Origin of the sequence: Brevibacillus jepli (genome assembly GCF_047229145.1) — a bacterium.
Classification (GTDB): domain Bacteria; phylum Bacillota; class Bacilli; order Brevibacillales; family Brevibacillaceae; genus Brevibacillus.
Genome location: NZ_JBFEFW010000021.1, coordinates 25,343 through 49,067 on the forward strand (window position 1 = coordinate 25,343; position 23,725 = coordinate 49,067).

Here is a 23,725-nt window from a genome sequence, read left to right on the forward strand (position 1 = left end):
AAGAAGATAAATAATGGTATTATGAATGAATCAGGCTATAGTACACCTTCCTTCTAACCAACTCTGATTTTAGGGGTACTGCTTTCCTGATTTTTTTATGCCTATTCCACAATGAAAGAAGGCCGTATGATCCTGTGAAAGCGATCATGCGGCCTTTGTTTATCTATCGATTAGGATATCGTGGTTTGCCCAGGCTTCCAGTCCATGGGGCACAATCCGCCTGATTGCAGAGCTTCGATTACACGGAGTGTCTCATCAACGCTTCTGCCAACCTTGGCGTTGGAGATGACTGCGTATTGCAGGATGCCTTCTGGATCGATGATGAAGCTGCCGCGCAGTGGAGCTTTAGTTGCTTCGTCCAGTACGCCGTAGGCAATGGTCGCTTCTTTGCTGTAATCAGAAGCGAGCGGGAAGGAGAGTGGGCCGATGCCGTCGCTCGATCTCATCCAGGCTTTGTGTGTGTGGATGCTGTCGCCGCTAATGCCAAGCACTTCCACATTCAGATCCGCGAACTCCTTGATCCGGCGGTTGAGGCTGAGAATTTCGGTTGGGCATACTTTGGAAAAGTCAAATGGGTAAAAGAACAAAAGAAGCCATTTGCCGCGATAGTCTACCAAGCTCTTCGGTAGGGGAAATCCGTTGTCAAATGTAACGGTGTCCATCGTAAAATCGGGTGCAGGAAGTCCAATACGTGCTGTCATAGAGCGATCTCCTCGTTTCTGATACCGTATGTCAGGTTCTGGTATCAAAGTAACACGAATGATAGGGAGAATCAATCAGTTCTGAATATCGTAACTGTTTACATGATCCTTTTGCAGGAGTAAGAACACGACAGGAATGAAGGCGATGAGAAAGCAACAGGCGGCGAGAATCGGAAATACGGACAACTCCAAAACAGCACGACCGAGATAGGTTTGCCAGCCAATGACTGCTAATCCGAGCAAATAGGCGATGCCTGTTACATGGATGAAGCGGGCATGTTTTTTTCGTCGCGCTAACCAAGCGACAAAAGGTACAGCTTGCAGAGCGTGAAAACCAAGACCGTGAAGCCAGATAATATTTCCTTGCAGTCCGACTACACGACCATCGTTAAAAGAAATCCAAATACCTGCTACAAAGGAGAGCATAACTGCGATCATCGCATAACGAATGCTCACTACCAGCTCCGGGTTCAGGGAATAAGATTTCCTGCGAAAGTATTGGGCCGCTAAAAATACATAAAAAAGGACAAGAAGAAGTGCGACAAACGTAAAAATAAAACTTACGGCTTCGTCAAAGGGGGCGCCATTTTTGACGAACCTGGGGTCCACACCACGAAAATTTTGTACCGTTTCTGCTGCGTAAGAATAGAGAGCGAGCGCGATATACGACCAGCGAAAGAAGGCACGGCTTATCGTCCCCATACCTGAAAATGGAATGATTGCAGCTGTCGACAATAAAAATATGCCGAGCGCAGCATTGAAGGAAAACGCTTTCGAAACATCGCCATAAGGAGCTACGGGTCCTCCGTAGAGCATGACCCAGATCGCGCATATGACAGCAAGCAAAAATCCAAGCAGCCCGGTATACACTAACCATTTCTCGCCCTGAAATAAAGGTGGGCCTGTATGACTACCAGCAACAGATTGATTCATAAAGAAGTTACACCCTCCTGTAAAGTTTTGGTATGCTGGTTTTTACTTTACAGGGAGAAGAAATACGTTTTAACCGGCAGCAGATTGAAATCGAGATGGGTCTATAGACTGATTTGAGAGTAATACGTGCGGAGGAGCTTTACGGTATGGAAATCTTGAAGTAAAATGGATAAAAATTACAAAAAGGAATAAAAAATCAGGCTATCGTACTCCTTCCTTCTGAGCTAATGGTGTAGTTCCACATTAGGGGTACTCCTTTCCTGATTTTTTTACGATGCCGATGAAAAATCAAATCTACCTTCGCAGGAAAAATAAAATCGTCGTACAACAGGGGCAGCATGAACTGCCTGTCTCTTATTTAGCTGCCGGTTTGCGCAATATTGAGAGCTTGGGGTATACCTTTTCACTAGAATTGCTGGAAAAAATCCGGACGCTGTCGGAGGGAGAGTTTTTCGCGCTCTATTCGGACGTGGTAGCTGTGCTCAAAGTAAAGATCGGGGCATCCCGACAGTACAAGCCGATGTATCCGAATTTTCCTAAGCAAGTCATGGAGGCTAGCGATGGTGAGTTGTTTGTAAATGCGATCATTCATTATTTGACGCTGGACCTTCCTGTGCACGAAGTAAAAAAACGATTGCCTTTACTGAGAGAATCCCGCCTGAAGCTGATCCATCTAGGCACAGACGAAGAACTGCTTCAGCTAGGGATGAACCTGCTGCGTGCCAATAGCTCCCTATCTGCTACTGACAGAGAAGATTTGGAAGGTTTGATTCAGGGGTATGAACACATAGCCGAAGCTCTACCGAGAGAGATTCCCCAAAAGGAAAACGTCGCGATCGCCGCAAGTCTTTTGCTCAAGTATGACAAGCTTCCTTCTACTTTTTTTGACCAACACTGCAAGACTGCGACAGATGTATTGCGTCTGGCAGTGGCGCTGTCTGACGGGGATGTGAGCTTGGCCACGCCTGCGAAATTTCGCAAGTTCAAACGCTCGGAAAGAAGACTGCTCCTCCGCCTGCTGGAAGCCAACTCGAATATCGTAGAAGACATGAATCGTTACAAAAACAGATGGATTCGTCTCGGGGAAATCTTGCATCCGTTTGAATACAAGGATCGCTACCCGAAAACGGCAGAAGCATTTGATATTTTGCGCAACAATCATAAGTTCGAGACGTTCAATAGCCAAGTGGAGCAGGCATTGGCAGGAAGAGATGTGAAAGCGGCGATCAAGCTGCTCGAACAGCGTCCGGGGGAATTTGCCCGTCGCTTGGATCATTTGTTGCGGTTATCCGAGCAGGGAAGAACAGTGCTCGCAACCTTCGAAAGGGTAGCGTCGGGAGTATCGACCCCTGTCCTTTTGCAAGTGATGAATCACTTCGAGAAAAGGGATAGCTACGGGGCGTGGCGGACCTTTTTCCCTAAAGGGCAGGTGGCTAAAGTGCAGGCGATCGACAATCGATTGCCAAAACTGCAGGAGGAGATCAGATGGGAAGCGGCTGACATTTGCCGGACCTCCTTGTTGAATCGTTTTGCCCAATTGCCGTCGCTGGGTAACGTCTATATCGATCCGCGACTACAGGAGCATCTCGTTCCGTTTTCTATGCGATCCGCGAGCAAAGCATTGCGCACGATTGCTCGTGGCTCCAGGCTGTCGATTCCAGATGGAGGGACCATACGCTTTTTCCTGTGGTGGAGGGAAGGGGTAGTCAACGATGTCCCTACAGGCAGAGTCGATATTGATTTGTCTGCCGTGCTCTATAACGAGGATTGGAAATACATGGAGCATATTTCCTATACCAATCTGCGTTCGGACCAGTATCAAGCGTGTCATAGCGGGGACATTGTACAGGCCCCCAAGGGTGCGTGCGAATTTATCGACATCGACATTGATTCTGTCATCCGCTATGGCGGTCGATATGTCGTCATGAACCTGTACTCGTTTACGAGTCAGCCTTATTGCGACTTGCCGGAATGCTACGCGGGCTGGATGATTCGTTCGGCGCCACAGACAGGGGAAATTTTTGAGCCGCAGACCGTACAGGACAAGATTGACCTCGCCGCAAACACGCGGATATGTATCCCGGTCATTCTTGATCTTGTGGAGCGAAAAGTGATTTGGACCGATATCTCCCTGAATTCCGATCCGCGTTTTGCTAACAATGTGGAGTCCAATGCCGGTGGGGTGGAGCTGATGGGGAGGGCTCTCACCTCGTTGGTGAAGCCGACTCTACATGAGTTGTTCATGCTACATGCTCAGGCGAGAGGGACGCTGACTGAGGGAGCTGACGAGGCAGATACGGTATTTTCCTTGGAAGAGGGAATTACGCCGTTTGATACGGAGATGATCATGGCGGATTTTATGCAGTGATTGGATCGTAACAAATAAGTAAGACCGTCAGGCAGTAAATGCTGACGGTCTTTTTCATGGATGCTACTTCTTACATCGACATAACCCCGCCATAGATTGGTTCCTGCTGTGTGTTTTTTGCCCAGGTACGTGTGCCGTACTCGAAATGCCACCATTCTTTCGGATAGTTGACGAATCCAGCAGCAGTCATCAAATGATAGAGCAGTCGGCGATTGTCTCGTATCTCGATGTCTTTTGGCGCAGGCTGTGCGAGCTCTTCATAGTGGCGAGTGGAAGCCAATTCACTGAAATCATCGAAGTCTGTCCCCATCTCCAGCCAGCCATCAGGTCCTGCGATAGTCAGGTCGATTGCGCCACCAGATAGGTGAGGAGACGGTTTGGAGAGGTCTGTTGTCGGGAGAGCGACGAATTTGCTCAATTCTTCCGTGAGTGCGGGCCCTTCCTGCCAGCCTTGTAAAAACAAGGCTTCACGAAATCGTTCATACAACGATGCTTGTACCTCGAACGAGCGCCAACCGTCCAACACGACTAGCTTGTAGCCTTCAGGCAGTTGCGCGGCTGCCATGGCGAGCCTGTGTGCTGCGCCTTCTCGTAAAAAGGCTTCTGGCTGCGCCCCGGCATAGCCCTCATGGTAGTAGACGGGGTAAACGGAGATTTGGGCCGAAAGTGACGAGAGTGAAATCATCGGTTCACCGCATTCTTTGATCGGCAGTGGGCTTGGCAGGACCGTGTCTGGTATCTTTGGAATCGGAGGGAAGGACATAACTACTCACCGCCTTCGAACGTTTTGCAAATCATTTTGCACATCACATATGGTAACGAAAATCGAAAGGTAAGTAAACGCAAGGATACTTAATTTTCTGCAAATAGAGACCTGCGACGAATCGGCAGCTTTTGCTAGGAATACTGGGGAGCTTTTGCTATTATTAAAGCAAGTGCTTGTCAATGAAACGAATGACATTTACATATGAAAGAGAAACAGGTCCTTGTTTTTGCGAAGCCGATTCGCAGGAGCAAGGTTAAAAGGGAAGATTGGTGAAAAGCCAACGCGGTCCCGCCACTGTAAGAGAGTAGCTGTTCTTCAAGGCATCATGCCATCCACTGCCCATCCGGGAGCGGGAAGGAGAAGAAGAGTGATGATCCTCAAGCCAGGAGACCTGCCTGTTTTTATGTTTACACTGATTTCCTTCGGGTCAAAGGAAGAGGTGAGGATTGTTGCTTTTCAGCTATCCGCGCTTTGTTTTTCCTTATGTACTGGGGGAAACAGGGCGCTTTTTTTGTTGGCTTCGGAAAGTATTTGGAGGAAACATCGGAGTAAAATACGTCACTTTTTGAGGTGGTCAAGATGGATAAAAACGATAAAAAACGAGGCTTAACTCTCGTATACACGGGAGACGGCAAAGGGAAAACGACAGCTGCAGTCGGTTTGGCTGTACGGGCGACCGGCCGTGGGAAAAAGGTGCTGATGGTTCAGTTCATCAAGTCGCCAGATCGTACATACGGAGAAAAGATTGTTTTTGATAAATTGGGGATCGAAATTGTGCAAAAAGGCGTCGGCTTCACGTGGACGAAGACACCGGAGGAGCATCGTCAGGCACTGAAGGAAGCGTGGGCTTTTGCGAGCGAAAGGCTCTCTTCCGGCGAGTACGATGTCGTCATTCTCGATGAGCTGAATAACGCATTGGCCATTGACCGTTTTCCGATTGATGATGTGCTGCCATTGACCGATGTTTTGGAAGCGATTCAAAACAGGCCAAGCCATATCCATCTCGTGATTACGGGAAGGGCAGCGAAGCAGGAGATCTTGGATATAGCCGATCTGGTAACAGAAATGAAGCCGATCAAGCATTACTACGATGAAGGGATTCCGGCTGTGCTGGGGGTAGAGTTTTGAAAAGCACAGGGGTAATTGAAACGTATGGTCATGGTGGAGATGTGCTGACAGCAGCGCAGCGCTTTGGTGTAGATCCCGGTCAGTTTCTGGATTACAGTGCCAATATTAACCCGCTGGGGATGCCAGCAAGCGTCCGTGAGATGCTGCTGGCTTCGCTGGCTGCTGTAGCGCATTACCCAGACCCTGGACATCGTGTGTTTCGCCGTGCATTGGCGAATCGGCTGCAGATGTCGGAAGAATGGTTGTTGCCTGCCAATGGAGCAGCTGAGGCGATGGCATTAGCGATTCTCGGGCTTCAGCCACAAACAGTTGGCGTAGTCTATCCTTGCTTTTCGGAATACGCGCAACTTTCCGAGCAGTTTGGTGCCCGTGTCATTGGCTGCTTCGGGAAGGAAGAGCAAGGCTACAAGCCTGATCCTGTAGAGCTACATGCTCTTTTTGCACAGGCTGACCTCGTATTTGTCGGGTCACCGAACAATCCAACGGGAATCCTGTACCAGCCGGATGAGCTGCTCCAAATGGCGGAATGGACGAAAGAGACCAATACGTGGCTCATCGTGGATGAGGCTTTCCTCGATTTTGTGGAGGAAGAGCGGCAGTATACATTGGCGACGCAGCTTGCTCGCTTTCCCCGCGTGATTTTGATGCGTTCGATGACGAAAATGTACGCGATTCCGGGATTGCGTCTGGGCTATGCGATTGCGCACCCGCAAGTCATTGCGAAAATGCGCGAGAAGCAAGTGAGCTGGAGCGTGAATACATTGGCCCTGCTGGCTGGAGAGCTGTGCCTGCAAGAGCAAGCTTATGAGGAACAGACCCGCAGCCTCATAAAAGAAGAACGTACGTATCTAATCAATTTCATCCGCAGTGAACTGGGCTGGAGGGTATGGCCAGGAGAGGCAAACTTTTTGCTGCTTCGCTCGCCTGAATCATTGCCAGCGGAACAATTACAGGCACGGCTTGGAAAAAAAGGCGTTCTGATCCGCAACTGCGCTATGTATCCTGGTTTGACAGCTCATGATGTGAGAATCGCAGTACGTGGTCGGGCAGAAAATGAGCGACTGCTAGCAGCTCTTAGCGAGGTCCATGCGGAAGGAAGTGAACAGCGATGAGTTTGGTGCTGGTAACTGGCGGTGTCCGTTCAGGAAAGAGCCGATTCGCGGAAGAGCTTGCGAATTCGCTGAGCAATCGCGTTCTGTACGTGGCGACAGGTCAGGCATGGGATGATGAAATGAGGCATAGAATCGAGCAGCATCAGGTGCGTCGTCCACTGGAATGGGGCTGTGTAGAGGTCAAAGAGCGATTGACCGATTATCACGCATTCAGTGAACAGTATGATGTGGTATTGATCGATTGCCTTTCTACTTGGGTGAGTAATCGCTTGATGAGTGTGGAGGGGTCGGAATGGAGAAGTGATTCACACACGCAAGCATTGCTGCAGGAAGCAGAGGCATGGCTGTCCCTCGTGCATAATTCTCCACAAAAAGTAATTGCGGTTACAAGCGAAGTCGGATTGGGCGGTGTAGCCTTGAGTCGCTTGGGCAGATGGTTCGCGGATGTGCTGGGGGATGTCAATCAGAAGAGTGCGCGACAAGCGGACACCGTCTATACAGTTTTGTCGGGGATACCATGGAGGATCAAAGGATGAATGCATTTTTACACGCGATCTCGTTTTTCACCCGTATCCCGGTCCCGTGGCTTCGTCCTTCCGATGAGGCGTGGAGAAAAAGTGTCAACTGGTATCCCGCAGTCGGCTTAGTCATTGGTTTATTGCTATGGGGTGTGCATCAGGCAGGATTGTGGCTGTTTAGCCCTTGGCTCGCCGCTGTTTTGACGCTGGTCGCATGGGTCTACGTGACAGGTGGTCTTCATTTGGATGGGTGGATGGACCTGGCGGATGGTCTTGGCAGCGCCAGACCAAGAGAGCGGGTAATCGAGATCATGAAGGATAGCCGCGTAGGAGCGATGGGTGTTCTGGCCGCGATCATGCTTTTGTTGATCAAGGCAGGAGCAGTAGCAGAGCTGGCGCATCCGGGCTGGGGAAGCTTTTTGATTGTGGCACCTGTAGCAGCGCGGACACATGTGCTTTTGTCAATCAAGCTCTGGCCATATCTTTCGGAAGATAAAGGGATAGGAAAAGGCATCAGTGCAGGACTTTCTGTTTCCTCTATCATCGCAAGCTATACGGTCTTGTTTGGGGCAGGCTGGTTTCTCGGGGGCTTGCAGGTCATCACAGCCATCTTGCTGTCATTTTTGTTCGCCATGTTGTTTTCACGCTCGGTTGCAAAAAAACTGGGCGGATTAAATGGAGACTGCTACGGCGCTGTTATCGAAAGCAGTGAAGCCGTCTTCCTGCTTGTGCTAGTCGGGAGCTGGTGGCTATGAGGCTGGTATGGATACGCCACGGGGAGACGGACTGCAATCGTGAGCACCGATATTTGGGGCATAGCGACGTTCCTTTGAATGAACGTGGGCATCTGCAGGCGGGGGATTTGGCGACGGAATTATCGACGCTCATCGGGCGACCGGTTGCGATCTACGCCAGCGACCTGCTTAGATGCATCCAGACTGCCGAACCACTTGCTGCTGCATGGAAGCTGCCGATCATTCAGGTTCCTGCATTGCGAGAGCTGTCTTTTGGCGTGTGGGAGCTGATGACCTACGACGAGCTCATGCAGGCGGACCCGGTGCGAGCCACGAGATGGTATGACGATCCCTTCCAAAATCGACCTCCACAAGGAGAGAGTCTCGAAGAGCTGGGGAAGCGTGTGGATGGCTGGCTCCGTTCACATTTGGAAGAATGGCGTACAAAGAGGGCATCCGATACAGTCGTACTCATCGCACATGGAGGGGTGATCCGCTGGTTCCAGGCGGCCTACTTGCAAAACGCCCCTGAACAATATTGGCAGGTCGATGGCGTAAAGCATGGGGAAGCGCTGGTTGCACAGTGGTTGGGGGAGAAATGGATACGACAGCCCCTGACGAGTAAGAGAGGGACAACATGACAGAAGTATGGATATTATGTGCAGCCTACTTGATTGATCGAGTGGTGGGAGACCCTCGCAGTTTGCCGCATCCGGTGGTCATCATGGGCTGGTGGATTACTCGATTGGAGCGGGTAATTCGTTCCGTTGTCAAAGAGGAGTCGCAGTTGAAGCTGGTAGGAGTCTTGTTCCCGCTCGTGATCGTTTGCGGCAGTTACGCTGTCGTTTGGCTGCTGCTATGGGGAGTCTCTTTTATCCATCCGGCAATCTCGTGGGTCTTGGGTGCCTGGTTGATTTCTACGACCATAGCGACAAAAGGCTTGGCTGATGCCGGGATGGAGATTGCCCGTCATCTTGTGGCTGGTGATATGGAAGCGGCGAGACGCTCCTTGTCCATGGTAGTCGGACGCGATACAGAGCGACTGGATGAATCGGAAGTATGTCGGGGAGCAGTGGAAACCGTGGCAGAAAACATCGTCGATGCGATCGTCTCACCATTGATTTATGCAGCGATCGGGGGAGCACCACTGGCAATGGCGTATCGTGCCGCGAATACACTCGACTCCATGGTTGGCTATAAAAACAAGAAGTACAACAATCTCGGTTGGGCATCTGCCCGCTTTGACGATGTACTGAATTACATACCCGCCCGTTTGACTGCCCTGCTGCTCGTTGCTGCAAGCTGGCTGCAGAGATTGGACTGGAAGCAGTGCTGGGCGATGATCAGAAGAGATGCGCACCTGCATCCGAGTCCAAACAGCGGTTTGCCGGAAGCGGGAGTCGCTGGTGCATTGGGCGTGCAGCTCGGAGGACTGAATTATTACCAAGGGGTTGCGTCGAATCGGGCAAAAATGGGAGATGCGAAGCGACCATTGCAGGCAAGTGATATTGTCGCGACGATTCGTTTGATGTATCTCGTCTCGCTCCTATGTCTGCTCGTTAGCGTGATGATTGCGATTTTCCTATAAAAAATGAAACCGAAAAGGGGAGGGGCCTTATGAGCGGCAAGTTGTTTGTGATCGGGTTTGGTCCAGGAAGTTTTGAACATATCACCAAGCGGGCGCGGGAAGCGCTGCAGGAGTCCGATGTGATTATCGGCTATTCCACCTACGTAGATTTGATCCGCGGACTTTTGACGAATCAGGAAATCGTCAGCACAGGGATGACGGAAGAAGTGACGCGTGCACGGGAAGCTGTGCGCCAGGCGGAAGAGGAAGGCAAAAAGGTAGCGGTCATTTCCAGTGGAGACTCAGGTGTTTACGGGATGGCAGGTCTCGTATACGAGGTGTTGGTGGAAAAAGGCTGGACAGAAGCAACCGGCGTCCCAATCGAAATCGTTCCGGGCATCTCGGCGATCAATTCCTGTGGGGCCATCCTCGGTGCGCCTATCATGCACGACGCATGCACGATCAGCCTGAGTGATCACTTGACGCCGTGGGAGCTGATTGCCAAACGGATTGATGCAGCAGGGATGGCTGACTTTGTTATCGCGTTGTACAACCCGCGCAGCGGACGACGTACCCGCCAGATTGTCGAAGCGCAACGCATTCTTTTGCAGTACCGCTCACCAGATACGCCAGTCGGTATTGTGAAAAGTGCTTATCGTGAGCGCGAAACGGTTGTGGTGACGACCTTGGCGCAAATGCTGGAGCATGACATCGGCATGTTGACTACTGTTATTGTCGGTAATACTTCGACGTTTGTTTACGATGGCAAAATGATTACGCCGCGCGGCTACCAGCGCAAATACACGCTGTCTGCAGATGAGCAGCCACTGAAGCCGCATCAGCGTCTGCGTGTGGAAAACGAGCCTTGGTCACTGGAAGCATCAGGAGAGAGCCTGGCATCCACTCCGGCAGCACCAGCTGCTCCTAAAACAGAAAGCCCCATTGCAGTAACCGAGGACAGATTGAGTGCTACTGAACCAGTAAATCGTGCTGCGACTGGTACGGCTGTACTGGAAGCGCCGCCTGTTAATGAAGCAGAGACAGAGGCGCCAAAAGCTCCATTCGCATGGGCGATGGAAGCGCTGACTGCGATCAATACAGCAAAAGGCATTGAGACCAAGCCAGCTACTGGTCAAGTACAACGTCCGGTTTCGACATTTACGCCAGAGATGATTTTTGAATGCGCAGTAAGCCCGGGTGTCGCCAATAAAAAAATCACGCCGCAGCAAATGATGGCGATTGCCGAAGTGGCTGGCGAAAAAGGCGAGATCGAGTACACCCCACACCACCAAATGATTTTGCGCGTGCCAACTTCCAACCCTGACAGCATCACAAGCCGCTTGCGTGAGCTTGGATTGATTCTCAGCCCGATTGGAGACGTTTTGCAGGTAAAAGCGTGCGATTTCTGCGACGGCGAGAAAAAAGACAGTATCCCTTATGCCGACGAGCTGCACCAAAAGCTGGGCGGAAAAGAAATGCCCAAAGAACTGAAGATCGGCTTCAACGGCTGCGGGATGGCGTGCTACGGGGCGGTTCAAGAGGATATCGGGATCGTGTTCCGCAAAGGGAAGTTCGATCTGTTCCTGGGAGCGAAGACAGTGGGTCGCAATGCACACTCCGGTATTCCGGTAGCAGAAGGCATCGAAAAAGAAGAGATTGTTCCACTCGTGGAGCGAATCGTGAACCGATTCAAAAAAGAAGCATTTCCGAATGAGCGTTTTCATAAGTTTTTCCAGCGTGTAGGCGAGCTGGAAGGCTACGCATGGTACGAGCCAGCAAAAGCTGAAATCGAGAACGCTGCATGCGGAGATTGATACAAGAACACCGAATAAAAACGAGGGGGACATAAAATGGACGCAGTATTATTTGTAGGTCATGGAAGCAAGGACCCGGAAGGCAATGAAGAGATTCGCCAGTTTGTAGCGACGCTTACACCGGACTTGGATGTACCGATCATCGAGACATGCTTTCTGGAGTTTGCCCGACCTGACATGCTGCAAGGCTTGAATACATGCGTGGCTAGGGGAGCGACCCGTGTAGCGGTGATTCCAATCATCCTGTTCTCTGCTGGACACGCGAAAATCCATATTCCAGCCGCAATCGACGAGGCGAAGGAGCTGCACCCACACGTTCAGTTCATCTACGGCCGCCCGATCGGCATTCACGACGAAGTTATCAATATTTTGAGCGCTCGCATGGAAGAGGCAGGCTTTGCCTCCGGGGAAGACCATGATGATTTGGCTGTACTCGTAATCGGACGCGGCAGCAGCGATGCAGATGCGAACAGCGATATTTACAAAATGTCCCGACTGTTCTGGGAGCGTTACAAAGCCAAGTGGGTAGAGACTGCCTTCATGGGCGTGACGTATCCATTGTACGACGAGGGCGTTGAACGTTGTCTGAAGCTGGGGGCGAAGCGCATCGTTCTCTTGCCGTACTTCCTGTTCACGGGTGTGTTGATCAAACGGATGAGCGACCAGCTGGAGAAGTTCCGCGAGCAATATCCAGAAGCCCAGTTCGAAATGGCCGAGTACTTTGGCTTTCATCCGTTGTTGAAAGAAGTGTTAAAGGATCGTGTCGTGGAAGCGTTGGAGGGTGAAGTGAAGCTGAACTGTGATACCTGTCAGTACAGGCTGGCAGCGATGGAGCACATCGATCATCACCATCACCACCATGGACATCACCATCATCATCATCACGAACACGATCACGACCACGACCACAATCATGAGCATGATCACGACCATGACCACAAGCATGATCACAAGCACGACCACGTTACCAAGTAGGAGGGACACAGCATGATTCTGGTACTGGCTGGAACGAGCGACGCGCGCGAGTTGGCTTTGCATATCAAGGACAAGGGCTACGAGCTGTTGACGACGGTTGTCACTGACAATGCTGCGAAAAGCATGGAGGAGGCGGGTGTGCCTGTCCAGGTCGGACGCCTGACCGCCGAAGATATTCAGCAGCTGATCCAAGAGAGATCCGTGCAATGCGTGGTCGACGCGAGTCATCCCTTCGCAGAGGAAGCCTCCAAAAACGCCATGGCAGGCGCACAGGGCGCGGGAGTCCCCTACATTCGCTACGAGCGCGAAAGCCTCTCCTCACCTGGCAGTGAGAAGCTGATTGTAGTGGAGGATTACGTACAAGCGGCTGAGCTGGCGGCAGACAAGCGCGGCGTGATCATGCTGACGACAGGCAGCAAGACGTTGAAAACGTTCACGGATCGACTGTTGGGCCTACCGGATACGACGCTGGTCGCACGCATGCTACCACGCCTTGACAATATGCAAAAATGCGAAGAGCTCGGTGTCGAGCAAAAAAACATCGTCGCGATGCAAGGTCCTTTTTCCAAGGAGCTGAACAAAGCGCTCTACGATCATTATGGTGTCACGCTGATGATTACGAAGGAAAGCGGCAAGGTAGGCGCTTTTGACGAAAAGGTCGAAGCAGCTCTGGAAATGGGCATCGAAACAATCGTCATCGGTCGTCCGAAGATCGATTACGGAACGAAGTTTTCCGATTACAACAGCGTTCTAAATGAACTCAAACAAGTGACTGGAGGAAACTAACCATGGATTTTAAAACGGAATTTAAACCAATGACCGTACAACCGCAGGAGATCGAGGACTTGAGCTTCCAAATCATTACCGATGAGCTGGGAGAGCATCCTTTTACAGAAGAACAGTACCCTGTTGTGCAACGCGTCATCCACGCATCCGCAGACTTTGATCTCGGACGCAGCCTTGTTTTCCACCCGGACGCAGTAAAATCGGGCATCGAGGCAATTCGTAGCGGCAAAATCGTCGTAGCAGACGTACAAATGGTGCAAGTCGGCATCAGCAAAAACCGCATTGAAAAATTCGGCGGACAAGTGAAGGTGTACATCTCTGACCGCGATGTCATGGAAGAGGCGAAGCGCCTGAACACGACCCGCGCGATCATTTCCATGCGCAAAGCGATCAAGGAAGCAGATGGTGGAATCTTTTGTATCGGAAACGCACCGACAGCACTCCTGGAGCTGATCCGTATGGTGAAGGAAGGCGAAGCGAAGCCAGGTCTCGTGATCGGGATGCCAGTGGGCTTCGTATCTGCGGCAGAATCCAAGGAAGAGCTGGCGAAGCTCGATATCCCATTCATCACGAATATGGGACGTAAAGGCGGAAGCCCGGTAACAGTTGCAGCATTGAATGCCATTTCGATCATGGCGGAACGGTTGGGCTAAGCAGATGGCGGCCAATGCAGCAACGGACGAAAAAGAGGTAAAACCCCTCCGCCACGGATATACGACGGGATCATGCGCAACGGCGACGACCAAGGCTGCTTTGATCGCGCTGATAACTCAGGAGAAGCAAAGCGAAGCGACGATTCGCCTGCCGATCGGCGAGGACGTAACCTTTCAGATGGAGAGCTGCGAATTTTCATTGGAGAGGGCGACAGCAAGCACGATCAAGGATGGGGGCGACGACCCGGACGCGACACATGGTGCACTCATCCTCTCCACCGTGGAATGGTCGGATGAGCCGGGCATCATTTTAGATGGCGGACTCGGTGTGGGACGGGTGACCAAGCCAGGGTTGCCCGTTCCGATTGGGGAGGCAGCAATCAATCCAGTCCCGCGCAAAATGATCAGGGAAACCGCACAGGCGGTTCTGGATGAGTACGGAACCCAGCGCGGGATCAAAATCGTCATCTCCGTGCCTGCGGGCGAGGAAATCGCCAAAAAAACATTGAATGGACGACTCGGCATACTCGGTGGCATCTCCATTTTGGGGACGCGCGGAATCGTGGTGCCGTTTTCCACTTCTGCCTACAAGGCGAGCGTGGCCCAAGCGGTCAATGTCGCCAAGGAAGCCGCCTGCGACCATATTGTGCTGTCGACAGGGGGCAAGAGCGAGTCTTACGGGATCGCTACTTACCCGGAGCTGTCAGAAGAAGCATTCGTCGAGATGGGCGATTTCGTCGGCTTTTCCCTCAAGCAGTGCAAGAACAAGGGCATGCGCAAGGTGACCTTGGTTGGGATGATGGGCAAGTTTTCCAAGGTAGCACAGGGCGTCATGATGGTTCATTCCAAAAGTGCCCCGGTTGACTTCGGTTTCCTTGCTCAAATGGCAGCAGACGCGGGGGCCAGCCAAGAGCGAATTGATGAAATACTGGGAGCCAATACCGCTTCGCAGGTAGGCGATATGATGGTGGATACGCCCGCCTTTTTCGAGATTATGTGCGAGAACTGCTGTCGCGCTGCCTTAAAGGAAGTGGGCGGCGGCATCGAGGTCGAAACCATCATCATCACAATGAAAGGGTCCCTGTTGGGAAGGGTGACGATCAATGACACAGGCGATGAAAGTAATTGGAATCGGAGATGACGGACAGCAGAGCCTGCTGCCGTTGTACCGGAGTTGGATAGAAGAAAGTGAACTGCTGGTCGGTGGAGAACGGCACCTCAGCTTTTTCCCGGAGTACACAGGGGAGAAGCGGGTACTAAAAGGCGGACTGACCGCGATGGTGGAGGAGCTGCGAACAGAGACGCGCAAGACAGTCATTCTGGCGTCAGGCGACCCGCTCTTTTACGGAATCGGCAGCTTGCTTGCCAAAAAGCTGAACGTAGAGATTTATCCGCACCTAAGCTCCATTCAGCTCGCTTTTGCCAAAATGGGTGAAGCATGGCAGGATGCGACGCTTGCCAGCGTACACGGACGCAGTATCAAAGGTCTGGCACAGCGGATTGACGGCAAGGAAAAGGTTGCGCTCCTGACAGATCGGGAAAACAATCCGGCAGCGATTGCGAAGTACCTCCTTTCATTTCAAATGAACGAGTACGATGCGTTCGTAGCGGAAAATCTCGGCAGTGACGAGGAACGAACTGGCTGGTATTCCCTTGAGGAAATGGCTGATGGTATCTTCTCTGATCTGAATGTCGTGATATTGAAAAAACGCCGTCCTAGCCCGGTATGGCCGTTTGGAATCGCAGATGAAGAGTTTTCCCAGCGCAAGCCGGACAAGGGACTCATTACGAAAAAAGAAGTGCGCATTTTAAGCATCGCACAGCTGCAATTGCACGCCAAAAGCACCGTCTGGGACATCGGCACCTGCACAGGCTCTGTCGCCATCGAAGCGGCACGAATCGCGCGTGAAGGTGAAGTGTACGGGGTAGAAAAGAACGCGGACGATCTGGAAAACTGCCGCCAGAACATGGCGAAGTTTCGCACGGATTTGACTGTGATCAATGCGCGCGCACCACATGGCCTCGATCAGTTCCCGGACCCGGATGCCGTATTTATCGGAGGCAGTGGCGGAGAATTGCGCGAGCTGTTGAACATCTGCTGCACTCGACTGCGCCCGAATGGCCGGATTGTGGTAAATGCAGCGACCATTGAGACATTATACGAGGCGACACAAGCATTCGCGCAGGAAGGATTCGAGACATCGGTGACATTAGCACAGCTATCGCGCAGCAAGCCGATTTTGTCCCTGACGCGCTTTGAAGCATTGAATCCGATCTACATCATTACAGCCTGGGCCAAACAGGCAGCACAAGGAGGAGACAGCAAGTGAGCAAGATCGGAACATTATACGGATTGGGAGTAGGTCCCGGCGACCCTGAATTGATTACGGTAAAGGCATTTCGCCTGTTGCAGCAATCGCCAGTGATTGCTTACCCGAAAAAACGGATGGGCAGCAAAAGCTACGCGCATCAAATCGCGGAGCTGTATGTGCAATCACCTGATAAAGAAATGCTCGGACTCGTATTCCCGATGACACGGGACAAAGAAATTTTGGAGCGCGAGTGGAACAACACGGTGGAGATCGTTTGGGAGCGTCTGTCTGAAGGCAAGGACGTCGCTTTTGTAACGGAAGGCGACCCGATGTTTTACAGCACGTTTATCCACATGATGCGAGTCATGCAGGAGGAGCACCCGGAAGTGCCAATCGTGTCGGTGCCAGGCGTCTCATCGTTTTTGGGAGCAGCTTCAAGGTTCAATCTGCCACTGGCGGATGGCGACGAGCAGATCGGAATCATCCCGGCAACGGAAGACAAGGAAGCCATGCGCAAAGCACTTGAGAACCACGATACCGTCGTGTTCCTGAAGGTAGCGAAAGTACTGCCAATGATTATTGGATTGCTGAAAGAAATGGGTCTTGCCGAAAAGGCAGCGGTAGCGACCAAGGTTACTTCCTCCGAGGAAATGGTTTGGACCGATATGCGTGAATTGGAGCGGGCAGAGCTTAGCTATCTTACACTGATGGTGGTGAAAAAGTAATGAAACTGTACATAGTGGGAGCGGGTCCCGGCGACCCTGATTTGATTACGGTAAAAGGCTTGAAGCTGCTGCAAAAGGCAGATGTCATTATGTATACCGATTCTCTAGTAAACGAGGACTTGGTTGCGCTCGGCAATCCGAATGCGGAAGTGCTGCAAAGCTCAGGGATGGCATTGGAAGAAATGGTAGAGCAGCTGGTAGACCGGATTAGCAGCGGAAAAACAGTGGTACGCCTGCATACAGGTGATCCTTCCATTTATGGCGCGATCATGGAGCAGATTGCACTGTTAAAAGAAAAAGGCATCGAGGTAGAGATCGTTCCAGGTGTGAGCTCCGTATTTGCGGCGGCGGCGGCAGTAGGTGCCGAGCTGACGATTCCAGATCTGACACAGACGATTATCCTCACTCGCGCGGAAGGTCGCACACCCGTACCAGAAAGAGAAAAGCTGCGTGCACTCGCTGAGCATCATTGCACATTGGCCCTGTACCTGAGTGCGACTTTGACGAAAAAAGTAGTTCGTGAGCTGATCGAAGCTGGCTGGAGCGAGGATACGCCAGTGGCAGTCGTTCAACGCGCAAGCTGGCCGGATCAGTTGATCGTTCGTACCACGCTGAAAAATTTGGACGAAGACATGGGTAAAAACGGCATCCGCAAACACGCAATGATTTTGGCTGGCTGGGCATTGGACCCGAACATCCACGACAAGAGCGAGCAATACCGTTCCAAGCTTTACGATAAAACCTTTACGCACGGTTTCAGAAAAGGTGTGAAGGAATAATGAAGATCATCGAACTGATTGAAGGAGAAATCCCTCCTATCGAGCAGCGCGGAGACTATGCCATTGTTGCCATCACAAAGCACGGCGTAGAAATGGCGCGTGATTTGGCGCAGAAATTCCCTGGGACAGACCTGTACTACATGAGCAAGTTCGAGCGTGGAGATGAGGAAGCACGCGGCATCCAGCTGTTTTCAAACAGCGTACGGATGCTGTTTCCCGCTCTCTGGCCTGCTTACAAAGGCTTGATCATCATTATTTCACTGGGTGCGGTTATTCGGATGATCGCACCGCTGCTCGAAGATAAAAAGAAAGACCCGGGTGTCGTCGTCGTTGATGACCGTGGGGAGAATGTCATCAGTGTGTTGTCCGGTCATTTGGGCGGTGCCAATGAGCTGGCGCGCGAGGTCGCGGCAGTCATGGGTGCTCGACCGATCATCACGACAGCGTCTGACGTACAAAAGACGATTCCCGTCGATCTGTTCGGCAGACGGTTTGGCTGGGAGTGGGATTGTGCTGATAAGCTGACGCCTGTCAGTGCTTCTGTCGTAAATGAGGAACGCGTAGCGGTCATCAATGAATCCGGGGAACGCGACTGGTGGATGCATGACACACCGATGCCGCCGTCTATTCAGGAATACGCGACAATCGCAGAGGCGCAAGCTGCCAAGCCACAAGCCGCCCTCGTCGTATCGCATCGCTTGCTTACACCGGAGGAACAACCGATTTTGGACAATGGCGTCCTTTATCGTCCGAAGGTCATCGTATTGGGGATGGGCTGCAACCGGGGAACCTCCGCAGAGGAGATCGAGGCAGTCATCAAGGAAACGCTGGATGAACTGCAATTCTCGATCAAGAGTGTAAAAGCACTGGCGACCATCGAGCTGAAAAAAGATGAAGCGGGTCTAATCGCCGTTTGCGAAAAATACGGTTGGCCATTCGTCTGGTATTCGCCTGAAGAGTTAAACAAGGTCGAAATCAGCGATCCGTCCGATACCGTCTTCAAATTCACCGGAGCTTACGGAGTAAGCGAGCCTGCTGCGAAGCTGTACGCTGGCGTGGGCGAACTCGTTTTGACCAAGAAGAAGTCGGGCAATGCCACCATTTCGGTCGGATTGATGCCCTATCACGAGGAGGAGCGCGCATGACGGACAGCCGCCGTATTGTGATTGCAGGAACTGGCAGCGGAGCGGGTAAGACAACCGTTACCATCGGACTGATGGCTGCTCTGAAACGAAAAGGGCATACCGTACAGGGCTTCAAGTGCGGACCTGACTATATCGATCCGACGTATCATACAGCTGTGACGGGCAGAGCTTCGCGTAATCTGGACAGCTTTATGCTGGAGCACGAGATCGTGAAGGAGATTTTTGTCCGCGGCAGCGAGGGTGCAGACATCTCGATTATCGAGGGCGTCATGGGCATGTACGATGGCAAGGAAGCGACTAGCGATAAAGGCAGCACGGCCGAAATCAGCATTCTGACTGGCTCTCCGGTTCTGCTGGTGGTCAATTGCCAGAGCATGGCGCGCAGTGCGGCTGCGATTGTCAAAGGCTTTCAACTGCTCAATCCACAGGCGAGAATCGTCGGTGTGATCGCGAACAAGGTCGGCAGTGAAGGCCATCACAAAATCGTGAAGGCAGCGATCGAGCAGGAGTGCGGGATTCCGGTTGTGGGCTACTTAAAACGGGAGAACGAGCTGGAAATACCAGAGCGTCATCTCGGATTGGTGCCATCTGTGGAGCGTGGAGAACTGACACCTTTGTTTGATAAGCTGGCTGATCTGATTGCGGAGACCGTGGATTTGGAACAAATCTGGGAACTGGCAAAGGCAGAGCCGCTGCAAGCAGAACCCAAGCTGTTTGCGCCGCGAAAAGCATCTGCCAATGTCACGATTGCTGTAGCGAAGGACCCGGCATTTCATTTTTACTATCCGGAAAATTTGGAGCTGCTTCAAGCATATGGCGCGAAGCTGGCGTTCTTTTCACCGCTGTCAGGGGAGAAAGTACCTGAGGATGCAGACGGTCTGTACATCGGGGGAGGCTTCCCAGAGGAATTTGCCGCAGAGCTATCGCAAAATGAAGCGGTGAAGCAATCGATTCGATCTGCAATTACAAAAGGCTTGCCTACCTTGGCTGAGTGCGGCGGCTACATGTTTTTGACGGAGGCAATCGTGACGACTGATGGCGACAGCTATCCGATGGTGGGACTCATCCCGGGCAAGGTGACAATGCAGAAAAAGCTGGCGGCCTTAGGCTATCGGGAAGTGCGTGGCAAGGAAGGCAATTTCTTGATTGGCGCAGATGAGCAGGCTAAAGGCCACGAATTCCATTACTCTACATATGCTTCAGATCAAGAATTGCCAGCAGCCTACGAAACAAAAGGATTACGCGGTACGAAGCCGGAGGGCTATGCCCACGATAATCTGGTCGCAGGCTATACTCACTTGCATTTCGGCTCCAATCCTGACCTGGTCGAACGTTGGCTGAACCTATGCGCGGAGGTGGCCGAGCGTGCCTAAGACCCTTCCATTGATGGTGCAAGGTACCAGCTCGGATGCAGGAAAAAGTGCGATTGCAACAGCGCTGTGCCGGATTTTTGCCCAGGATGGCTACAAGACAGCTCCGTTCAAATCGCAAAATATGGCGTTGAACTCTTACGTGACGCTGGATGGAAAAGAAATTGGCCGGGCACAGGGCGTTCAGGCGGAAGCAGCGGGAATTTTGGCGACGACAGACATGAACCCCATTTTGATCAAACCAACGCGAGATTCCGAATCGCAAATTGTTGTCAACGGCGAGCCATATGGCAACATGAAAGCCATGGCCTATCGTACGGAATTTTATTATGAGGGCTTGCGGGTCATTGAGGAAGCGTATCAACGACTCGCCAGCACCTATGAGCGGGTCGTCATCGAAGGAGCTGGCAGTCCGGCAGAGGTCAATCTGAATGACCGCGAGCTCGTTAATATGAGGGTCGCCCGTCTCACGAATGCGCCCGTTATTTTGGTGGCAGACATCGAGCGCGGGGGTGTGTTTGCCAGCTTGGTCGGTACCCTCCAGCTGCTCGAGCCAGAAGATCGGGACCGCGTGATCGGCGTTATCATCAATCGTTTTCGCGGAGACCTGTCCCTTTTGCAGCCGGGGCTGGACTGGTTCGAGGAATATACGGGCAAGCCGGTTCTTGGCGTTGTGCCATTTATTCCAGACTTGTGGATCGATGCAGAGGATTCGCTGATTTTGCACCGTTATCAGGGTCAGCGAGATACGCCGCGAGAGATTGATATCGCTGTTTTGCGCTATCCGCGAATTTCCAATTTCACGGATGTGGACCCGTTCTTTGTAGAGCCAGATTGCCGCATGCGCTTTGTGACAAGAGTGGAAGAGCTGGGTGAACCCGAACTGATCGTATTGCCTGGCAGCAAGAATACACTGGAAGATTTGCAGTTCTTACGAGATACTGGTCTTGCTGATGCCGTGAAAGACCTGCATCATAAAGGCAAGACATACATCGTCGGCTTATGCGGGGGTTATCAGATGCTGGGCGAGTCCATTCACGATCCGGCTGGGGTCGAGTCACCATTGCAGCAGCTGGATGGGCTGGGACTCATCCCGATGATAACGACGATGGAGAAAAAGAAGACGACCGTATTGTCCCGGGGCGAAGCTGTTTTTGCGAACGAAAAGCTTACAGTGGAAGGCTACGAGATTCACATGGGGCAATCCGTCTATAAGAATCATGCATTTCCGTTTATCCAGATGGAGGAGCGTACAGAAGGCTATTGTCAGGAGGAGCAGCAACTGATCGGGACGTATTTTCATGGTCTGTTCCACAATGACGACTTCCGAACATTGTTGCTCAATACCATCCGGGAGAAAAAAGGTCTGCCACCGATTATGGATCGCCCATCCTTCGTCGCTCTTCGTGAGCAAGGATACGATCTGTTGGCAGATACCGTTCGTCGCCACGTGAAGTTGGATACGATCGAAGAGTACATGAAGGCTTTTCAAGAAAAAGAGGTGCAAGTGTAATGTCAGTCATTTATCCGGCGATTGAGCCACGAAATCAGGAAGCAAGTGAGCAAACGAGACAGCATGTGGATCAGTTGACCAAGCCGCTTGGCAGCCTTGGACGCCTGGAACAATTGGCTATTGAGCTTGCTGGGATGACAGGTGAGACGATGCCTGTTGTGACACCGCCGGGCGTGCTTGTTTTTGCGGCCGATCACGGTGTGGCACGGGAAGGTGTCTCTGCCTATCCGCAGGAAGTGACAGCGCAAATGGTGCTGAATATGGTTCATGGCGGTGCAGGAATTAATGTGTTTGCACGTCAAATCGGAGCCATTCAAAAAATCGTCGATGTCGGCGTTGCGGAAGAAGTAGATGCACCGGGCGTTTACAACAAACGAATCAGAGCAGGCTCTGGTAATATGCTGAAGGAAGCAGCGATGTCGGTGGAAGAAGCACAGCGCACTCTCGCAGTAGGCATCGAAATGGCTGAAGCAATTATCGAGGAAGGCGCCAAAGTACTGATCGTGGGTGAAGTAGGTATTGGCAACACGACCGCAAGCAGTGCGATCCTGTCAGCCTTGACCGGAGCTGACCCTGATCAAATCGTCGGACGAGGAACAGGTCTGGACGACGCAGGCTGGCAGCGTAAAAAGGCGGTTGTTCGTGAAGTACTTGCCCTGCATCAACCGGATGCAAGCAATCCGCTGGACGTATTGGCAAAGGTCGGAGGACTGGAAATCGGCGCGATGGCTGGCGCGATTCTCGGAGCGGCCTCTCGCCGCGTTCCTGTGCTATTGGACGGCTTTATCGCGACGGTGGCGGCTCTGCTTGCGGTGCGGATTGAGGCAAACGTTGCTGATTATTTGATCGCGGGTCACCGTTCTGAAGAGCCGGGTCATGATTTTGTCCTCCGTGCGATTGGCAAGGAGCCTTTGCTCCAACTGAATTTGCGTCTTGGTGAAGGCAGCGGTGCGGCGTTGGCGTTTCCAATCGTCGAGGCTGCGACACGGATGGTTCGTGAGATGGCGACATTTGCATCCGCAGGAGTAAGTGATCGATGAGCGGCGTGGGGAAAGTCTATCTCGTAGGTGCTGGCCCTGGCGATCCGAAGCTCATTACTGTCAAAGGAATGGAGTGCCTGCAAAAGGCAGAGGTAGTTGTGTACGACCGATTGGCAAACCCTGCCCTGCTGGAATACGCCCCTGAAACAGCAGAGCGTATCTACTGCGGCAAGCTGCCGGATCATCACACGATGAGGCAGGAATCCATCAACGAGCTGTTGGCGGAAAAGGCGTTGGAAGGAAAAGTCGTCGTTCGACTAAAAGGCGGCGATCCTTGTGTGTTTGGGCGTGCGGGAGAAGAAGCGCAGCATTTGGCTGAGCGGGGAATTGCCTTTGAAATCGTGCCGGGAGTAACAGCAGGAATTGCAGCCTCGGCGTACGCAGGTATTCCGGTGACACACCGCGATCACGGCTCGTCATTTGCAGTAGTGACGGGACATTTGCGCGAAGACAAGCCGGAGCTGGCTGTGGAAAAATGGCGTGCTCTCGCGAATGGCATCGATACGGTAGCTTTTTACATGGGAGTAGCCAATCTGCCGTTGATTCGCACCCAACTAATCAAGCACGGTCGTGATCCGCATACGCCAGTGGCTGTTATTTCTTGGGGGACGCTTCCACAGCAAGCCGTCATAACGGGTACTTTGGCTGATATCGAGGACCGCTTGGCTGAGAACAGTCACATCACGAATCCAGCTATCATACTGGTTGGAGATGTCGTGAAGATGCGGGAGAAGATCAACTGGTTTGAAGCTACGCTTGCGATGGAGCAATTGTAACGATAGAAAG

The 23,725-nt window shown here is 52.1% G+C and carries 23 protein-coding genes and 1 riboswitch; of the genes, 20 read left to right on the forward strand and 3 right to left on the reverse strand.

All coding sequences use genetic code 11. The features are described from left to right. Window positions 1-170 precede the first annotated feature (170 nt). Together AB1L17_RS21205 and AB1L17_RS21210 are read right to left on the reverse strand one after the other, a co-directional pair. Window positions 171-701 (reverse strand): peroxiredoxin, encoded by a 531-nt coding sequence (locus AB1L17_RS21205; protein WP_412847157.1) that lies wholly within the window; start codon window positions 699-701, stop codon window positions 171-173. Between the two features lie 75 nt (window positions 702-776). Continuing rightward, window positions 777-1,634 carry a hypothetical protein gene (locus tag AB1L17_RS21210; protein WP_412847156.1) on the reverse strand — a complete coding sequence of 286 codons (858 nt, stop codon included), beginning with the start codon at window positions 1,632-1,634 and terminating at the stop codon, window positions 777-779. A gap of 280 nt (window positions 1,635-1,914) precedes the next feature. Between AB1L17_RS21210 and AB1L17_RS21215 the strand changes: the two genes are divergently transcribed. Beyond that, window positions 1,915-4,002, forward strand: coding sequence for a TerD family protein (locus tag AB1L17_RS21215; protein WP_412847155.1), 2,088 nt, complete (start codon window positions 1,915-1,917; stop codon window positions 4,000-4,002). A 70-nt stretch (window positions 4,003-4,072) separates the two neighbouring features. On the opposite strand, the gene AB1L17_RS21220 is transcribed toward AB1L17_RS21215, so the two are convergent. Further along, entirely contained in the window at window positions 4,073-4,765 is a 693-nt protein-coding gene (locus AB1L17_RS21220) for a M15 family metallopeptidase (protein WP_412847154.1), read from the reverse strand. Window positions 4,766-4,965: 200 nt separating this feature from the next. Then, a riboswitch (cobalamin riboswitch) is annotated at window positions 4,966-5,181 on the forward strand. 166 nt (window positions 5,182-5,347) lie between these two features. Here AB1L17_RS21220 and cobO point away from each other — a divergent pair. From cobO to cobA, 19 genes are read left to right on the forward strand one after another with little or no spacing between them, the layout of a single operon-like run. Then, complete coding sequence (cobO, locus tag AB1L17_RS21225; RefSeq protein WP_412847153.1) at window positions 5,348-5,896, forward strand: cob(I)yrinic acid a,c-diamide adenosyltransferase; 549 nt, start codon at window positions 5,348-5,350, stop codon at window positions 5,894-5,896. Continuing rightward, a complete protein-coding gene (gene cobD, locus AB1L17_RS21230; protein WP_412847152.1) occupies window positions 5,893-7,008 on the forward strand; it encodes a threonine-phosphate decarboxylase CobD in 1,116 nt (371 codons plus the stop codon). The genes cobO and cobD overlap by 4 nt, the downstream gene beginning before the upstream one ends. Continuing rightward, window positions 7,005-7,544 carry a bifunctional adenosylcobinamide kinase/adenosylcobinamide-phosphate guanylyltransferase gene (gene cobU, locus AB1L17_RS21235; RefSeq protein ID WP_412847151.1) on the forward strand — a complete coding sequence of 180 codons (540 nt, stop codon included), beginning with the start codon at window positions 7,005-7,007 and terminating at the stop codon, window positions 7,542-7,544. Before cobD ends, cobU begins: the two co-directional genes overlap by 4 nt. Beyond that, the gene (cobS, locus tag AB1L17_RS21240; RefSeq protein ID WP_412847150.1) at window positions 7,541-8,281 is read left to right on the forward strand and encodes an adenosylcobinamide-GDP ribazoletransferase; all 741 of its coding nucleotides are present in this window, start codon (window positions 7,541-7,543) and stop codon (window positions 8,279-8,281) included. The genes cobU and cobS overlap by 4 nt, the downstream gene beginning before the upstream one ends. Next, window positions 8,278-8,901, forward strand: coding sequence for a histidine phosphatase family protein (locus AB1L17_RS21245; protein ID WP_412847149.1), 624 nt, complete (start codon window positions 8,278-8,280; stop codon window positions 8,899-8,901). Before cobS ends, AB1L17_RS21245 begins: the two co-directional genes overlap by 4 nt. Further along, window positions 8,898-9,848 carry an adenosylcobinamide-phosphate synthase CbiB gene (gene cbiB, locus AB1L17_RS21250; protein WP_412847148.1) on the forward strand — a complete coding sequence of 317 codons (951 nt, stop codon included), beginning with the start codon at window positions 8,898-8,900 and terminating at the stop codon, window positions 9,846-9,848. The genes AB1L17_RS21245 and cbiB overlap by 4 nt, the downstream gene beginning before the upstream one ends. 29 nt (window positions 9,849-9,877) lie before the next feature. Beyond that, on the forward strand, window positions 9,878-11,641 hold the full coding sequence (gene cobJ / locus AB1L17_RS21255; RefSeq protein WP_412847147.1) for a precorrin-3B C(17)-methyltransferase: 1,764 nt from the start codon (window positions 9,878-9,880) through the stop codon (window positions 11,639-11,641). Window positions 11,642-11,677: 36 nt separating this feature from the next. Next, complete coding sequence (locus tag AB1L17_RS21260) at window positions 11,678-12,616, forward strand: sirohydrochlorin chelatase (protein WP_412847146.1); 939 nt, start codon at window positions 11,678-11,680, stop codon at window positions 12,614-12,616. A 12-nt stretch (window positions 12,617-12,628) separates the two neighbouring features. Next, a complete protein-coding gene (gene cobK, locus AB1L17_RS21265) occupies window positions 12,629-13,402 on the forward strand; it encodes a precorrin-6A reductase (RefSeq protein ID WP_412847145.1) in 774 nt (257 codons plus the stop codon). 2 nt (window positions 13,403-13,404) lie between these two features. Beyond that, complete coding sequence (locus AB1L17_RS21270; RefSeq protein ID WP_412847144.1) at window positions 13,405-14,055, forward strand: precorrin-8X methylmutase; 651 nt, start codon at window positions 13,405-13,407, stop codon at window positions 14,053-14,055. Window positions 14,056-14,059: 4 nt separating this feature from the next. Next, the gene (locus AB1L17_RS21275; protein WP_412847184.1) at window positions 14,060-15,196 is read left to right on the forward strand and encodes a cobalt-precorrin-5B (C(1))-methyltransferase; all 1,137 of its coding nucleotides are present in this window, start codon (window positions 14,060-14,062) and stop codon (window positions 15,194-15,196) included. Continuing rightward, entirely contained in the window at window positions 15,159-16,385 is a 1,227-nt protein-coding gene (gene cbiE / locus AB1L17_RS21280; RefSeq protein ID WP_412847143.1) for a precorrin-6y C5,15-methyltransferase (decarboxylating) subunit CbiE, read from the forward strand. Before AB1L17_RS21275 ends, cbiE begins: the two co-directional genes overlap by 38 nt. Further along, complete coding sequence (gene cobI / locus AB1L17_RS21285; RefSeq protein WP_412847141.1) at window positions 16,382-17,092, forward strand: precorrin-2 C(20)-methyltransferase; 711 nt, start codon at window positions 16,382-16,384, stop codon at window positions 17,090-17,092. The genes cbiE and cobI overlap by 4 nt, the downstream gene beginning before the upstream one ends. Beyond that, on the forward strand, window positions 17,092-17,871 hold the full coding sequence (gene cobM / locus AB1L17_RS21290) for a precorrin-4 C(11)-methyltransferase (protein WP_412847140.1): 780 nt from the start codon (window positions 17,092-17,094) through the stop codon (window positions 17,869-17,871). The genes cobI and cobM overlap by 1 nt, the downstream gene beginning before the upstream one ends. Beyond that, window positions 17,871-19,016, forward strand: coding sequence for a cobalt-precorrin 5A hydrolase (locus AB1L17_RS21295; protein WP_412847139.1), 1,146 nt, complete (start codon window positions 17,871-17,873; stop codon window positions 19,014-19,016). The genes cobM and AB1L17_RS21295 overlap by 1 nt, the downstream gene beginning before the upstream one ends. After that, window positions 19,013-20,389 carry a cobyrinic acid a,c-diamide synthase CobB gene (locus AB1L17_RS21300; protein ID WP_412847138.1) on the forward strand — a complete coding sequence of 459 codons (1,377 nt, stop codon included), beginning with the start codon at window positions 19,013-19,015 and terminating at the stop codon, window positions 20,387-20,389. The genes AB1L17_RS21295 and AB1L17_RS21300 overlap by 4 nt, the downstream gene beginning before the upstream one ends. Beyond that, window positions 20,382-21,899, forward strand: coding sequence for a cobyric acid synthase (locus tag AB1L17_RS21305; protein WP_412847137.1), 1,518 nt, complete (start codon window positions 20,382-20,384; stop codon window positions 21,897-21,899). The genes AB1L17_RS21300 and AB1L17_RS21305 overlap by 8 nt, the downstream gene beginning before the upstream one ends. Continuing rightward, a complete protein-coding gene (gene cobT / locus AB1L17_RS21310; RefSeq protein WP_412847135.1) occupies window positions 21,899-22,939 on the forward strand; it encodes a nicotinate-nucleotide--dimethylbenzimidazole phosphoribosyltransferase in 1,041 nt (346 codons plus the stop codon). The genes AB1L17_RS21305 and cobT overlap by 1 nt, the downstream gene beginning before the upstream one ends. Further along, on the forward strand, window positions 22,936-23,715 hold the full coding sequence (gene cobA, locus AB1L17_RS21315; protein WP_412847134.1) for a uroporphyrinogen-III C-methyltransferase: 780 nt from the start codon (window positions 22,936-22,938) through the stop codon (window positions 23,713-23,715). Before cobT ends, cobA begins: the two co-directional genes overlap by 4 nt. Window positions 23,716-23,725 lie beyond the last annotated feature (10 nt).

What these genes read in the sequence shown, in the direction of transcription:
- cobT (WP_412847135.1), top strand. Translation starts at nt 21,899, where the DNA reads ATGTCAGTCATTTATCCGGCGATTGAGCCACGAAATCAGGAAGCAAGT.
- AB1L17_RS21215 (WP_412847155.1), top strand. Translation starts at nt 1,915, where the DNA reads ATGAAAAATCAAATCTACCTTCGCAGGAAAAATAAAATCGTCGTACAA.
- AB1L17_RS21270 (WP_412847144.1), top strand. Translation starts at nt 13,405, where the DNA reads ATGGATTTTAAAACGGAATTTAAACCAATGACCGTACAACCGCAGGAG.
- cbiE (WP_412847143.1), top strand. Translation starts at nt 15,159, where the DNA reads ATGACACAGGCGATGAAAGTAATTGGAATCGGAGATGACGGACAGCAG.
- AB1L17_RS21300 (WP_412847138.1), top strand. Translation starts at nt 19,013, where the DNA reads ATGACGGACAGCCGCCGTATTGTGATTGCAGGAACTGGCAGCGGAGCG.
- AB1L17_RS21295 (WP_412847139.1), top strand. Translation starts at nt 17,871, where the DNA reads ATGAAGATCATCGAACTGATTGAAGGAGAAATCCCTCCTATCGAGCAG.
- AB1L17_RS21220 (WP_412847154.1), bottom strand. Translation starts at nt 4,765, where the DNA reads ATGTCCTTCCCTCCGATTCCAAAGATACCAGACACGGTCCTGCCAAGC.
- cobK (WP_412847145.1), top strand. Translation starts at nt 12,629, where the DNA reads ATGATTCTGGTACTGGCTGGAACGAGCGACGCGCGCGAGTTGGCTTTG.
- cobJ (WP_412847147.1), top strand. Translation starts at nt 9,878, where the DNA reads ATGAGCGGCAAGTTGTTTGTGATCGGGTTTGGTCCAGGAAGTTTTGAA.
- AB1L17_RS21275 (WP_412847184.1), top strand. Translation starts at nt 14,060, where the DNA reads ATGGCGGCCAATGCAGCAACGGACGAAAAAGAGGTAAAACCCCTCCGC.
- cobS (WP_412847150.1), top strand. Translation starts at nt 7,541, where the DNA reads ATGAATGCATTTTTACACGCGATCTCGTTTTTCACCCGTATCCCGGTC.
- cobO (WP_412847153.1), top strand. Translation starts at nt 5,348, where the DNA reads ATGGATAAAAACGATAAAAAACGAGGCTTAACTCTCGTATACACGGGA.
- AB1L17_RS21205 (WP_412847157.1), bottom strand. Translation starts at nt 701, where the DNA reads ATGACAGCACGTATTGGACTTCCTGCACCCGATTTTACGATGGACACC.
- cbiB (WP_412847148.1), top strand. Translation starts at nt 8,898, where the DNA reads ATGACAGAAGTATGGATATTATGTGCAGCCTACTTGATTGATCGAGTG.
- cobU (WP_412847151.1), top strand. Translation starts at nt 7,005, where the DNA reads ATGAGTTTGGTGCTGGTAACTGGCGGTGTCCGTTCAGGAAAGAGCCGA.
- AB1L17_RS21210 (WP_412847156.1), bottom strand. Translation starts at nt 1,634, where the DNA reads ATGAATCAATCTGTTGCTGGTAGTCATACAGGCCCACCTTTATTTCAG.
- AB1L17_RS21245 (WP_412847149.1), top strand. Translation starts at nt 8,278, where the DNA reads ATGAGGCTGGTATGGATACGCCACGGGGAGACGGACTGCAATCGTGAG.
- AB1L17_RS21260 (WP_412847146.1), top strand. Translation starts at nt 11,678, where the DNA reads ATGGACGCAGTATTATTTGTAGGTCATGGAAGCAAGGACCCGGAAGGC.
- cobA (WP_412847134.1), top strand. Translation starts at nt 22,936, where the DNA reads ATGAGCGGCGTGGGGAAAGTCTATCTCGTAGGTGCTGGCCCTGGCGAT.
- cobM (WP_412847140.1), top strand. Translation starts at nt 17,092, where the DNA reads ATGAAACTGTACATAGTGGGAGCGGGTCCCGGCGACCCTGATTTGATT.